The following is a 12,672-nucleotide window of genomic DNA, read 5'->3' as shown; positions in this document are numbered from 1 at the left end:
GGGTGGCCTAGGAGTCTTCGTCCCGGCGTTTGCGCTGCTGTTCGGACAGCTGGCGCAGGAAATCGGGGTCGTCGTCCGGGGCGAGCGGGGCCCGGCGTGGGGCCGACGTCACCCCGATCCGCTGACCGGCGAACGACCGCCACAGGAGCAGGGCGACGACCAGCGCGCCGACCGCAGCGAGCAGAGCGAGCATGCCGGATCCTTCCGTGTGGCTGCCTGTCCACCCGAGGTTAACCCGTGCGGCCGTGTGGTGGGTCTGAAGCCGGGCCGGGAAATGCCCGGGGGCCGCGCGGGACGGGGTGGTTCCCGTACCCACACGGCCCCCGTGTGCGGATGGTTCAGGCGTTGCGCGCCGGTTCGCTGGCGTCGGTGGTCAGCTCGGCGAGGAGCTCGTTCACCTCGGACTCCCGGAATCGCCGGTGCCCGCCCGGGGTGCGGATCGAGCCGATCCGGCCCGCGGTCGCCCACCGCGTCACCGTCTTCGGGTCCACCCGGAAGAGCGCTGCCACCTCGCCTGGGGTGAGCAGGCGTCCGCCCATCGTCGCGGTCATTTTCCGCCTCCTTAACGAACTCACTGCTATACCGGAGGCGTCCGGGCCCTTCTGCCCGTCGCGCCGGGGTAGCCAACAAGGCAATCGTTGCACTTCACCCGTCGGGTACTCGAACGGTTGTCCACGAGTAAAGAGCCCTTAAAGGTCAAAACGGACAGATTGTTCCCCCTCGGTAACTACCGTCCGGTGAGCTGACGTGCGGAGACACCACCCGGGCCGGTCGGCGGCGGCGTGGCGTGGTGCCAATGGGGGATTGTCCAACCGCATAGAGTGATCCCCGTGGATCAGTTGGACCGGAAGATCATCGCAGCGTTGCGCATCAACGGACGGGCCACTTACGCCGACCTCGGGCGGGCCGTCGGGCTCTCCGCGTCTTCGGTGCACGAACGGGTGGGCAAGCTGGAAGCCGCCGGCGTGATCACCGGCTACCACGCGGTCGTCGACCCGAGCTCGGTCGGCCTCGGCGTCACGGCCCTCGTCAGCATCCACCCGACCGACACCGCGACGGAGGACGATGTCGCCGATGCGCTCGCCGAGCTCGACGAGGTCGAGAGCTGCTACGCGGTGGCGGGGGACGAGGCCTTCGTCGTCAAGGTGCGCGTGTCGACCGTCGACGAGCTGGAGCGCACGCTCGGCCGGCTCCGCCGCATCCCCGGCGTCGGGCGCACGAACACCACCGTCGTGCTCTCGACGCGCTTCGAGGGCCGCCCGAACAACGCGGGCCTGCAGAAGGACCGGCCGGGCGGGGCGTAGCCTGCGTTGATGTGAGCGACGTGAAGGCCGGCCACCTGCCCCGGGATCTGACGCTGTACCTGCTGGCGCGGTTCGTGCTGGTCGCGGTGATCGCCTGGGCGCTGTCCCTGGCCGGGGTGCCGCTGCTGGTCGCCCTGGTCATCGGCCTGGTCGTCGGGCTGCCGCTGGGCCTGCTGCTGTTCCGCCCGCTGAACGCGCGCGTGACCGCCGGGCTGGCGAAGCGCAACGAGAAGCGGGCCCGCGCCCGGGCCGAGCTGCGCGCGCAGCTGCGGGGCGACGGCGCCGGGCAGCCGGAGTGAGCCGGCTGCACAGCCGCAGCTGGGTCCGCGAGGCCGTCCGGATCATCGAGGCCGACGCCAACCGCAGCGCCGACACGCACCTGCACGTCTTCCCGCTGCCCCCGGAGTGGGGCATCGACCTCTACCTCAAGGACGAGTCGGTCCACCCGACCGGCTCGCTGAAGCACCGGCTGGCCCGGTCGCTGTTCCTCTACGGCCTGGTCAACGGCCAGATCGGGCCGGACACCGTGCTCGTCGAGGCCTCCAGCGGGTCGACCGCGGTGTCCGAGGCCTACTTCGCCCGGATGCTCGGGCTGCGCTTCATCACCGTCGTGCCGCGGCGCACGTCGAAGGAGAAGGTCGCGCTCATCGAGTTCTACGGCGGCGAGTGCCACTTCGTCGACGAGGCCCCGGCGATGTACCCGGAGGCGGAGCGGCTCGCGGCCGAGTGCGGCGGCCACTACCTCGACCAGTTCACCTACGCCGAGCGCGCGACGGACTGGCGCGGCAACAACAACATCGCCGAGTCGGTGTTCGCGCAGATGCGCTCGGAGCGCCACCCGATCCCGAAGTGGATCGTCGTCGGCGCGGGCACCGGCGGCACGAGCGCGACCTTCGGCCGGTACGTGCGCTACAAGCGGCACACCACGAAGGTCTGCGTCGTCGACCCGGAGAACTCCTCGTTCTACGGCGCGTGGGAGACCGGCGCGCTGGACTACGGGACCGGCATGCCGTCGCGGATCGAGGGCATCGGGCGGCCGCGCTGCGAGCCGTCGTTCGTCCCCGGCGTCATCGACGAGATGTTCCAGATCCCCGACGCCGGCTCCCTGGCGGCCATCCGGCTGCTGCGCGAGCGGACCGGGCACTGGGCGGGCGGCTCGACCGGCACCAACCTCTACGGCGCGTTCCGGCTGATTTCCCGGATGGTCGAGGACGGCCAGGCGGGCAGCGTCGTGACCCTGCTGTGCGACGGCGGCGAGCGGTACGCGCACACCTACTACAACGACGAGTGGCTGGCCCAGCAGGACTTGGACCTGGCGCCGCACACCGCGTTGTTCGAGGAGTTCCTGGCCACCGGGAAGTTCCCGGAGCGCTAGAGGTTGAGGCCGACGGCGGCCAGCACCGCCCAGGCGAGCATCGCGAGCCCGGTGTCGCGCAGGGCCGGGATGAGGTCGCGGCCGGTCGCGTTCCGCAGGATCGCCTTGACGGACTGGGGCAGCAGGGCGGCGCTCAGCACCGTGAGCGCGGCGAGCGAGTGCGTGGTGAACTGCAGGACGCCGCTGAGCACGTACGGCACGGCGATCAGCGCCAAGTAGAGCCGCCGCGTGCCCTGGTCGCCCAGGCGGGTCGCCAGGGTGCGCTTGCCGGCCTCGACGTCCGTGGGGATGTCACGCAGGTTGTTGGCCGTCAGGACCGCCGTCGAGAAGCAGCCGACCGCGACCGCGCACGCCAGCGCCGCCCAGCTGATCCGGCCCGCCTGGACGTACACCGTGCCGAGCACGCCGGCCAGGCCGAAGAACACGAACACGGCGATCTCGCCGAAGCCGTAGTAGCCGTAGGGCTTCTTGCCGCCGGTGTAGAACCACGCGCCGAGGATGCACAGCGCGCCCATCCCCAGCAGCCACCAGTGCCCGCTGACGGCCACCAGGACCAGCCCCAGCACCCCGGCCAGGCCCAGGGAGATCAGCGCGGCGGTCAGCACGGCCTTCGGGGCGGCGACGCCGGAACCGACCAGCCGGAGCGGGCCGACGCGGTTCTCGTCCGTGCCGCGGATACCGTCGGAGTAGTCGTTGGCGTAGTTGACGCCGACGATCAGCGAGAGGGAGACCAGCAGCGCCAGCACCGAACGCCACCAGGAGAACGCGTCCAGCGCGATCGCCGCGCCGACTCCCGCCACCACCGGCGCCACCGCGTTGGGCAGCGTCCGCGGCCGGGCCCCTTCGATCCACTCGCTCACACTCGCCATGGCGCCATTCAACGCCATGACGATCAAAGCCGAGCGGGAACCCGGGTACTCAGTCGGAGGTGGGCAGCTGCCAGACGAGCGACCCGCTGTTGGGGTCGACGCTGTCGGCGAGAGCCGCGCTCGCGGGCAGGAGAACGCCCAGCGTGACGGCGGTGGCGGCGAAGGCGATTCTGATCCAGCGCGTCATGGTGAGTAGCCAAGCGGGCGCACCCTGTGCGTGTCAACGAAGTACCGCCATTCAGCCGCGCAAACGCTACTGAAGACGGAGTTCGACCGCCTTCCGGTCGATCTTTCCCGGGCCGCGCAGGGGCAGTTCCGTGGCGAATTCGATGCGCTTGGGGGTCGCCGCCGCGCCGAGTTCCGCCCGGACCGCCGCCCGCAGGTCGCCGTGGTCCCCGTCCGGGACGACCAGCGCGACGACGGTTTCGCCCCACTCCGGGTCCGGCAGGCCGACGACGCACGCGTCACGCACCCCGGGCTGTGCGCACAGGCAGCGCTCGATCGCGTTCGCCGAGACCTTCACGCCACCGGTGTTGATCATGTCGTCGGCCCGGCCGAGCACCTCGATGCGGCCGTCGTCGTGCCGGATCCCGCGGTCGGACGTGGTGAACCAGCCCCCGGAGAACGCCTCCGCGGTCAGGTCCGGCTGCCGCCGGTAGCCGTGCGCGAGGACGTCTCCGGCGATGCGGATCCGGTCACCCGAGACGTCGACGCGGACGCCGTCGAGGGGAAGGCCGTCGTAGACGCAGCCGCTCGCCGTCTCGCTCATGCCGTAGGCGGGCACGATCCGGACGCCGGCGTCGGCGGCGCGCTCCCGCAGGCCCGCGGACGTCGCCGCGGCGCCGACCACGATGGCGTCGAACGTCTTCGCCGCGGCCAGGCCCGCACCGCCGTCGTCGAGCAGGCGGACCAGCTGGGTCGGCACCAGCGCCGTGTACCGCGGGCTGCCGGTCAGCCGGGCCGCCGCGGCCGCGAAGTCGTCCGGGCGGAAGCCGGTGCCGGTCAGCAGGGCCGGGGTCGTCCCGGCCAGCAGCGAGCGGACCAGCACCTGCAGCCCGCCGATGTAGTGCGCCGGGGTGGCCAGCAGCCAGTGGCCCGGCCCGCCGAGCCGCGCGTGCGTGGCCTCGGCCGACGCGGTCAGCGCGCGGGCCGACAGCAGCACGCCCTTGGGCGCGCCGGTCGAGCCCGACGTGGCGATGACCACGGCGGTGCCCGGCTCGGCGGGCTCGGCCGGCGCCATGGCGTCGCGCAGCGCGGGGTCGGTGAACGGCAGCACCGCCGGGCCACCGCCCAGGGCGTCGGCGACGGCGTTCTGCAGGGTCTCGAGCGCCTCGGGCGAGCCGTCGAGGTGGACGGGGCGCAGCTCAGTAGTAATAGGGGACGTCCTTGAAGTCGGGGTCGCGCTTTTCGAGGAACGCGTCGCGGCCTTCGACGGCCTCGTCCTGCATGTACGCCAGGCGGGTGGTCTCGCCGGCGAACAGCTGCTGGCCGACCATCCCGTCGTCGGTGAGGTTGAACGCGTACTTGAGCATCCGCTGCGCCGTCGGCGACTTGCGGGTGATCTCCCACGCCCAGGTCAGCGCCTCTTTTTCCAGGTCCGCGTGCGGTACGACGGCGTTGACCGCGCCCATCCGGTGCATCTGCTCGGCGGAGTACTCGCGGCCGAGGAAGAAGATCTCGCGGGCGAACTTCTGGCCGACCATCTTCGCCAGGTAGGCCGACCCGTAGCCGCCGTCGAACGAGCCGACGTCGGCGTCGGTCTGCTTGAACTTCGCGTGCTCGGCCGAGGCGAGGGTGAGATCGCACACGACGTGCAGGGAGTGCCCGCCGCCCGCGGCCCAGCCCGGGACCACCGCGATCACCGGTTTCGGCAGGAACCGGATCAGCCGCTGGACCTCGAGGATGTGCAGCCGGCCGGCCCGCGCCGGGTCCACCGTGTCGGAGGTCTCCCCGCTCGCGTACTGATACCCGGAGCGTCCGCGAATACGCTGGTCACCACCGGAGCAGAACGCCCAGCCGCCGTCCTTGGGCGACGGGCCGTTCCCGGTGAGCAGGACGCAGCCGACGTCCGAGCTCATCCGGGCGTGGTCGAGGGCCCGGTAGAGCTCGTCGACGGTGTGTGGCCGGAAGGCGTTGCGGACCTCGGGACGGTCGAACGCGATGCGCACGACGCGCTTGCCACCGCGGCTCTCAGCGGAGCGGTGGTAGGTGATGTCGGTGAAGGCGAAACCTTCGACCTCGATCCACGCGGCGGGGTCGAACAGCTCGGAAACTCGGGCGTCATCCACGTTTGGGAGAATAGGACCTGTGGACATGTGCGCTGTGCCTGATGCCGCCTCGGCGGGAAAGAGTGCCTCGGCGGAGTCTGGAGCCTGCCGGTGAACCCTTCCACCGCGCAGGCCCGGGTCATCGTCGACGAACTCGTCCGCAACACCGTTTCGCACGTCGTCCTCTGCCCCGGCTCCCGCAACGCGCCGCTGTCGATCGCGCTCTACGACGCGGCGAAGGCCGGAAAACTGCAGCTCCACGTCCGCATCGACGAGCGCGGCGCCGCCTTCCTCGCCCTCGGCATCGCCGCGCGCACCGGCCGCCCGGTGGCCGTGCTCTGCACGTCCGGGACCGCGGCCGCGAACTTCCACCCGGCGGTCCTCGAAGCCGACCGCGCGGGTGTCCCGCTGATCGTGATGACGGCCGACCGGCCGCCCGAGCTGCGGGCCGCGGGCGCGTCGCAGGTCATCGACCAGCACCAGCTCTACGGCGACGCCGTCCGCTACTTCGACGAGCTCGCCGTCGCCGAGCGGCGGGCCGGCCAGAACTCGTACTGGCGCAGCCAGATCTGCCGGGCCTGGAACGCGGCCTACGGCGAGTGGCGCTGCGGACCGGTGCACCTGAACATCCCGTTCCGCGAGCCGCTCGTGCCGGACCTGGACGACAGTGGTGCGGCCGGCGAGTGGTACGAATCGCTCGACGGCCGGGCCGACGGGTCCCGCTGGACCGAGCTGCCGGACTTCGGCGCGCTGCCGTCGTTCGTGGTGCCCTCGGCCCGGCACGGCCTGGTCATCGCGTGCGACACCGGTGTCCAGGCGGCCAGCGAGTGGGCCGAGCAGCACGGCTGGCCGGTGATCTCCGAAACCGGGGGGATCGGGCTGTCCGGCGGCACGGCGATCTCGTCCGGGGTGTGGCTGCTGGCCGTCGAGGAGTTCGTCAGCAGGCACAAGCCGGAGCAGGTGCTCTGCCTCGGCCGGCCGACGGTGTTCCGGCAGATCCAGAAGGTGCTCTCGGACGCCGACGTCGAGGTGCTGCTGGTGCGCCCGGACTCGGACTGGCCGGCGCCCGCGCACAACGTCCGGCAGGTCGGGCAGTGGTTCGACGAGCCGACCAAGCCCGCCGACCCGGAGTGGCTGGCGAGCTGGCGCCGGGCCGACGCGGCGGCCGCGGCGGCGGTGGCGTCGACACTGGCCGCGGAAGCGTGGCCGTCGGGGTTGCGGGTGGCGACCGAGCTGGTGGACGCGCTGCCCTCGGACTCGCTCCTGGTCGTGGGCTCGTCCAACCCGACCCGGGACGTCGCGCTGGCCGGCCGGCTGCGCCCGGACGTCCTCGTGCACCGCAACCGCGGCGTCGCGGGCATCGACGGCACGGTCTCGACGGCCATCGGGGCCGCGTACGTGCACCGGGGTCCGTCGTACGCGCTGCTGGGCGACCTGACGTTCCTGCACGACGCGTCCGGGCTGCTGACCGGGCCGGCCGAGCAGCGGCCCGACCTGACGATCGTGGTCCTCAACGACGACGGCGGCGGGATATTTTCGCTGCTGGAGCAGGGCGCGCCGGAGCACTCGGCGAGCTTCGAGCGCGTCTTCGGCACCCCGCACGGCGCCGACCTGGGCGCGCTGTGCGCCGGCTACCGCGTCCCGCACGTCGTCGCGGAGACGCTGACGGAGTTCCGGGCCGCCCTGGAGCCCGCGCCGGGGCTGCGCGTGGTCGAGGTGCGGGTGGACCGGGCGCGGCACCGCGACCTGCACGCCCGCCTGCGCGCGGCGGTGTCCGCAGCGGTCTCGGCGGGCTGAGTCAACCGCTTTCCGGGTGGTATCCCAGTAGGCAAGAAACCTCCCTTCGGCTGTTCCTGGGGTGTTCCTGGCTGGCTACGTTCGAGCGCGCTGCTTCTCACTCCTTCAGGAGGAAATCGAATGCGTGCAAGAACGCGCACCGGCCTCGGTGCGCTCGCGGCCGGCGTCGTCTCGGTGCTGCTCGCCGGCACCGCGAGCGCGGCGCCCTCGCCCGGCGCCCCCGGGGCCGGCGACCCGTACTACCCGAACGCCGGCAACGGCGGCACGGACGTGCTGCACTACGACATCCGGCTCACCTACCAGCCCGCGACCGACGTCCTGGCGGGCACCACGACGCTGCTGCTCACCGCGACGCAGGACCTTTCGCGGTTCGACCTGGACTTCGCGCTCAAGGCGTCGAGCGTGCGGGTGAACAACCGCCCGGCGCAGTTCACGAACCAGACCGGCAACGGCGAGCTCGTCGTCACGCCGGCGCAGCCGCTGCTCAAGGGCCAGACCGCGACCGTCGTCGTGGCCTACTCGGACACGCCGTCGACCGAGACGGTGGACGGCATCAACGCCTGGAAGAAGGGCTCGTTCGGGGCCCTGGGCATCGACGAGCCGCAGAGCTCGGCGTGGTGGTTCCCGGCCAACGACCACCCGACCGACAAGGCGACCTACGACGTCTCGATCGAAGCCCCGGACGACAACGTTGCCATCTCCAACGGCACGCTGGTCCGGACGCAGAAGAGCCGCGCGGGCTGGACGCGCTGGCAGTGGCGCAGCACGAAGCCGCAGGCCACGTACCTGACGTCGTTCATCGTCGGCAAGTACGAGCTGGTCCAGTCGACGACCCCGGACGGCAAGCCGTTCATCACGGCGTACGGCGCCGACCTGGGCGACTCGCTGTACGCGGCGAAGGCCAGCGTCGAGCGCACCCCGGAAATCGACGAGTTCCTGGCGACCCAGTTCGGCCCGTACCCGTTCGAGGCCGAGGGCGGCGTCGTGACCAGCGGGATCGGCTTCTCCCTGGAGAACCAGACGCGGCCGACGTACGGCGCGCGCAACTTCCGCGCGGGCTCGAACACGACGCTGATCGCGCACGAAAACGCCCACCAGTGGTTCGGCGACAACGTGTCGCTGGGCCGCTGGAGCGACATCTGGCTGAACGAGGGCTTCGCGTCGTACGCGGAGTGGCTGTGGTCGGAGCACGAGGGCGAGGGCACGGTCGCGGAGCTGGCCCAGTACACGTACGACTCGAACCCGGCCGACGGCGACCTGTGGAAGCTGGTCCCGGCCGACCCGGGCGCGGACAACCAGTTCGACAACGCGGTGTACGACCGGGGCGCGCTGGCCTTGCAGGCGCTGCGGACGGCCGTGGGTGACCAGGCGTTCTTCAAGATCCTGCAGACGTGGCAGGTGCAGAAGGCGGGTTCGGCCGGGCGGATCCTCGAGTTCATCGCGCTGGCGGAGAAGATCTCGGGCAAGCCGCTGCACGACCTGTTCCAGACGTGGCTGTACACGGCGGGCAAGCCGGCGGTGGGTCCGAACGGCGCGGCTGCGGCTGCTCCGGCTCTGCGTGCTGCTGCTCCGGGCTCTTCGGCTTCCGTGAAGCCGAAGTCGTACGACCAGATCCAGGCGAACCACCGGTTCCTCGCCGCCGAGCACGCGGGCTGAGCGGGACCGCTACGCTCGCGGCGTGAGCACGAGAAGTGAGCGGGTGAGGCGCGTCGGGTGGTGGACCACCCTCGGCGTCGCCTCACTCCTCACGGTGATGTGCGTGTGCCTGGTGTTCGCGGCGATCCGCAACGACAGCGCGATCTCGTCCCAGCTGGGCACGGCCACGGCAACGGTCGACTCGGTGGCGTTCGACCGCACGATCATCCACTTCGAGACACCGGACGGCATCGTGCACAGCCCGGCGAACGGGGTGCTGTACCCGGACGGGCTGGCGGCGGGTCAGCTGGTGCGGATCGAGTACGACGCGTCGGATCCCGAGCTGGCCCGGGTGGCGGGGCGGTCGGCTGCGCTGACGTTGCTGCCGCTGGGGAGTTTCGTGTTCTTCACGTGGCTGGTGGCGGGGCCGTTGCTTTGGTGGATCCGGCGGGTCGAGAAGCGGGCTGCGGTGGTGAGTGCGGCTTGACCGGTCTTATCTCGCCGTTTCGAACCAGCGTTCTCGCGTGATTTCGTACTCGACTTCGCCTTGGTCGGCGCCCGCGACCGGGTCGTCGTACTCCTCGGCTGAGGTGAACGCTCTTGCGAACGTCATGCCCGCTGAGGCCATCGTTGCTCGTGATGGCGTGTTGACCGCCATCGTCTGGGCGAAGATCCGGTTCAGCTTCAGCTGCTCGAAGCCGTACCGGAGCAGCTCTTGCGAGCCTTCGCGGGCGTATCCCTGTCGCCAGTGGCGGCGCAGCAGGCGGTAGCCCAGCTCGGCTTCGCCGTCGGTTTTCGGCTGGTCCGGGCCGTTTGGTGGGCGGAGGAGCCACCAGCCGATGAAGTCCTCGGCCGCGAAGCCCATCCAGAAGCCGAAGCCGGGCTCTGTGGCCATCCGTCGCGCGTGTGCTCGCGAGACTTCCTCGCGGGTTGATCCTCGCCCGGTCAGGTACCTCATCACTTCGGGGTCGGAGTCCAGCTCGTACTCCAGGTCGAGGTGCTCGTCCCGCAGCGGTATGAGGGTGAGGCGCGGTGTTCGAAGCATCGGCATTCTTCGATCTTCGTCATCCGCGCAACCTGATTGGGGCGGGTCGCGGACAGCCGGTTTTTGCCGGGGCGGGGGTTCCCCGCTCCTCGTCCTCGATTGTTCAACACCGGAGAGCCGGGCTCAAGGGCGCCTTCGGCGTCGCTTCGCGATGAGCAAGCTCACCCTTGACCCCGGCTCTCCGGTGCTGACTGCGGCTGGGACGAGGGGCGGGGAGGGGTGTAGGGCGAGTTGGGTTCTGCGGTCGGGTGCCGGTTGGGTGGTGGGAAACCGCTGTTCAGGCCGGGGCTGGGTGCTTGCTCAGCCCGCCGTCTCCTGCCACCAGCCCAGGACCTCGTCCGCCACCCCGGGGGCCGCCACCAGCAGCCCGTCCGTTGGCAACGCCGTGTCCTCTCCGTGCCTGTCCAGGACCACCGCTCCCGCCTCGATCGCCATCGCCACCGAGCCCGCTACGTCCCACTCGTGGTAGCTGTGCAACACCGCCGCTGCCGCGTGACCGAGTGCCACCTGGGCTATCGACAACGCTGCCGAGCCCAGGACCCGTACCCCTGCGTGGGCCGCTGCTGCTCGCTCGATGAAGCCGCCCATGCCCGGCCATGGGCCCCTGCGGGCGAACTCCGTGCAGACCAGTGCGCCCGCTGTTGCGCAGCGGTCCGTCAGCTTCACCGGTTTGCCGTTCGCCCGGGCTCCACGGCCGCGGGCGGCCGCGTAGATCTGGGCTCGGTACGGGTCCGCCACCACCCCGACCACCGGGCCCGCCGCGTCCACCAGGGCCAGGCTGTACGCGCACCACGGCACTCCGGCCACGTAGTTCGCCGTGCCGTCGACCGAGTCCACCACCCAGCGGTATTCGGCCACGTCCGCGCCGTGGTCCGCGCCGAACTCGTGGCCCACCACCGGGATGCCCGGGAACTCCGCCGTCAGCACCCGCCTGGTGTGGCGCTCCAGGATGCGGTCGGTGTCGGTGACCCAGTCGAACGGCGAATCCAGGGTCGACGGGTGGGCGCCGCGGCCGGCGGTCGCGGTGATCACGTCGGTGGCGTCGTTGGCCAGCCGTCCGGCCACTTCGAGCGCCCTCGACAGCAGGCCGGGCTCGACGGGCCGCGGCGGCCGTGAGGACAAGAGGGTCATGCCTGCTTAGTCTGGGCCACCCTGGTTTCCGGCACACGACCTTGAGATGACATGTCGTAGCCGATCTGTTCCGGCGCCGTTGGCTCCCACGTCACACCCGCGCCAGGATCGGGTGCGATCGTCCAGGGCGTGCGAGTCGCCATAGTCACCGAAAGTTTCCTGCCCCAGGTGAACGGCGTGACCAACTCCGTCCTGCGGGTCGTCGAGCACCTGCGTGAACGCGCCCACGACGTGCTGATCATCGCCCCCGGCCCGGGCCCGGACTCCTACCGCGGCGCCCCCGTGGTGCGGATCCCCGCGCTGGACTTCCCCGGGGTCGGCTCCCTGCCGATCGGCGTGCCGACGCGCACGGTGCTCACCGCGCTCACCGCGTTCGGCCCGGACGTCGTGCACCTGGCCTCGCCGTTCGTCGTCGGCGCGCGCGGGCTCGCCGCGGCGAGACGGCTGCGCGTCCCGTCGATCGCCGTCTACCAGACCGACATCGCCGGGTTCGCCGCCGCGTACGGCTTCGGCATCGCCGCCCGCGCCGCGTGGCGCTGGGTGCGGCGGCTGCACTCCCGCGCCGACCGGACGCTCGCGCCGTCGAGCGACTCGGTCGAGCAGCTGCAGCTCCACGGCGTCCCGCGGGTGCACCGCTGGGCGCGGGGTGTCGACATCGACCGCTTCTCCCCGGCCCACGCCGACCCGGCGCTGCGGGCCGAGCTGGCGCCGGACGGCGAGCTGCTCGTCGGGTTCGTCGGCCGGCTGGCGCCCGAGAAGGAGGTCGACCGGCTGGCCGCGCTGGCCGGGGTGCCCGGGATCCGCGTGGTCGTCGTCGGCGACGGGCCCGAACTCGGGAACCTCCGGGAACAGCTGCCCGGCGCGGCCTTCCTGGGTGCGAAGTACGGCGAAGAGCTCTCCAAGGCGTACGCGAGCTTCGACGTCTTCGTCCACACCGGCCCGCACGAGACGTTCTGCCAGGCGGTGCAGGAGGCGATGGCGTCCGGCCTGCCGGTGCTCGCGCCGGACGCGGGTGGCCCCAAGGACCTCGTGCTGCCCGGCCGCACCGGCTACCTGCTGCCCGCGGACCGCGAAGACTTCGGCCCGGCGCTCGTCGAGAAGGTCGACGCCCTGCGCGACGCCGCGTTGCGCGCCAGGCTCGGCGAGAAGGCGCGGAAGGTCGTGCTCGGCCGGACCTGGCCCGCCGTCTGCCATGAGCTCGTCGGGCACTACGAAGCCGTGCAGGGCCGGGCCGCCCGCGCGGCCTGAC

General features: G+C 71.6%; 15 protein-coding genes. 7 read left to right on the top strand and 8 right to left on the bottom strand.

The genetic code is table 11. The features are described 5' to 3' along the window. Nucleotides 1-7 precede the first annotated feature (7 nt). Both C2L59_RS24570 and C2L59_RS24565 read right to left on the bottom strand, forming a co-directional pair. Nucleotides 8-193: a hypothetical protein gene (locus C2L59_RS24570; protein ID WP_103351858.1), complete on the bottom strand. Its 186-nt coding sequence runs from the start codon at nucleotides 191-193 to the stop codon at nucleotides 8-10. Nucleotides 194-338: 145 nt separating this feature from the next. Beyond that, nucleotides 339-551, bottom strand: coding sequence for a BldC family transcriptional regulator (locus C2L59_RS24565; RefSeq protein WP_003081896.1), 213 nt, complete (start codon nucleotides 549-551; stop codon nucleotides 339-341). 279 nt (nucleotides 552-830) lie between these two features. Here C2L59_RS24565 and C2L59_RS24560 point away from each other — a divergent pair, with 279 nt between their 5' ends. The 3 genes from C2L59_RS24560 to C2L59_RS24550 are packed head-to-tail and all read left to right on the top strand — an operon-like array spanning nucleotide 831 to nucleotide 2,679. Continuing rightward, nucleotides 831-1,304, top strand: a complete 474-nt coding sequence (locus C2L59_RS24560) for an Lrp/AsnC family transcriptional regulator (RefSeq protein ID WP_191311466.1) — start codon at nucleotides 831-833, stop codon at nucleotides 1,302-1,304. Nucleotides 1,305-1,315: 11 nt separating this feature from the next. Then, nucleotides 1,316-1,603: a DUF4229 domain-containing protein gene (locus tag C2L59_RS24555; protein ID WP_103351857.1), complete on the top strand. Its 288-nt coding sequence runs from the start codon at nucleotides 1,316-1,318 to the stop codon at nucleotides 1,601-1,603. Beyond that, on the top strand, nucleotides 1,600-2,679 hold the full coding sequence (locus C2L59_RS24550; protein ID WP_103351856.1) for a PLP-dependent cysteine synthase family protein: 1,080 nt from the start codon (nucleotides 1,600-1,602) through the stop codon (nucleotides 2,677-2,679). The genes C2L59_RS24555 and C2L59_RS24550 overlap by 4 nt, the downstream gene beginning before the upstream one ends. Here the strand turns inward: C2L59_RS24550 and C2L59_RS24545 are convergent. From C2L59_RS24545 to C2L59_RS24535, 4 genes are all read right to left on the bottom strand, one after another. Continuing rightward, the gene (locus tag C2L59_RS24545; protein WP_199199234.1) at nucleotides 2,676-3,548 is read right to left on the bottom strand and encodes a 1,4-dihydroxy-2-naphthoate polyprenyltransferase; all 873 of its coding nucleotides are present in this window, start codon (nucleotides 3,546-3,548) and stop codon (nucleotides 2,676-2,678) included. The two genes, C2L59_RS24550 and C2L59_RS24545, sit on opposite strands and share 4 nt — an antisense overlap. A 49-nt stretch (nucleotides 3,549-3,597) precedes the next feature. Next, nucleotides 3,598-3,735 carry a hypothetical protein gene (locus C2L59_RS48195; protein WP_003081882.1) on the bottom strand — a complete coding sequence of 46 codons (138 nt, stop codon included), beginning with the start codon at nucleotides 3,733-3,735 and terminating at the stop codon, nucleotides 3,598-3,600. A 66-nt stretch (nucleotides 3,736-3,801) separates the two neighbouring features. Then, a complete protein-coding gene (gene menE / locus C2L59_RS24540; RefSeq protein ID WP_103351854.1) occupies nucleotides 3,802-4,911 on the bottom strand; it encodes an o-succinylbenzoate--CoA ligase in 1,110 nt (369 codons plus the stop codon). A 1-nt stretch (nucleotide 4,912) separates the two neighbouring features. Continuing rightward, nucleotides 4,913-5,836: a 1,4-dihydroxy-2-naphthoyl-CoA synthase gene (locus tag C2L59_RS24535; RefSeq protein ID WP_103351853.1), complete on the bottom strand. Its 924-nt coding sequence runs from the start codon at nucleotides 5,834-5,836 to the stop codon at nucleotides 4,913-4,915. Between the two features lie 90 nt (nucleotides 5,837-5,926). Between C2L59_RS24535 and menD the strand changes: the two genes are divergently transcribed. From menD to C2L59_RS24520, 3 genes are all read left to right on the top strand, one after another. Beyond that, entirely contained in the window at nucleotides 5,927-7,612 is a 1,686-nt protein-coding gene (menD, locus tag C2L59_RS24530) for a 2-succinyl-5-enolpyruvyl-6-hydroxy-3-cyclohexene-1-carboxylic-acid synthase (RefSeq protein WP_199199233.1), read from the top strand. 120 nt (nucleotides 7,613-7,732) lie between these two features. Continuing rightward, complete coding sequence (locus C2L59_RS24525; protein ID WP_103351851.1) at nucleotides 7,733-9,268, top strand: M1 family metallopeptidase; 1,536 nt, start codon at nucleotides 7,733-7,735, stop codon at nucleotides 9,266-9,268. 22 nt (nucleotides 9,269-9,290) lie between these two features. Next, entirely contained in the window at nucleotides 9,291-9,734 is a 444-nt protein-coding gene (locus C2L59_RS24520; protein WP_103351850.1) for a DUF3592 domain-containing protein, read from the top strand. A 6-nt stretch (nucleotides 9,735-9,740) separates the two neighbouring features. Here C2L59_RS24520 and C2L59_RS24515 read toward each other — a convergent pair whose 3' ends face one another. After that, nucleotides 9,741-10,298: a GNAT family N-acetyltransferase gene (locus C2L59_RS24515; protein WP_103351849.1), complete on the bottom strand. Its 558-nt coding sequence runs from the start codon at nucleotides 10,296-10,298 to the stop codon at nucleotides 9,741-9,743. A gap of 294 nt (nucleotides 10,299-10,592) precedes the next feature. Then, complete coding sequence (locus tag C2L59_RS24510; RefSeq protein ID WP_103351848.1) at nucleotides 10,593-11,423, bottom strand: inositol monophosphatase; 831 nt, start codon at nucleotides 11,421-11,423, stop codon at nucleotides 10,593-10,595. A gap of 177 nt (nucleotides 11,424-11,600) precedes the next feature. Between C2L59_RS24510 and C2L59_RS24505 the strand changes: the two genes are divergently transcribed. Further along, entirely contained in the window at nucleotides 11,601-12,671 is a 1,071-nt protein-coding gene (locus tag C2L59_RS24505; RefSeq protein WP_304485944.1) for a glycosyltransferase family 1 protein, read from the top strand. Nucleotide 12,672: the final 1 nt, after the last annotated feature.

Origin of the sequence: Amycolatopsis sp. CA-128772 (assembly GCF_002904295.1) — a bacterium.
Classification (GTDB): domain Bacteria; phylum Actinomycetota; class Actinomycetes; order Mycobacteriales; family Pseudonocardiaceae; genus Amycolatopsis.
The sequence above is the reverse complement of the archived record's forward strand: the minus strand, read 5'-3'. Positions and strand labels throughout refer to the sequence as shown.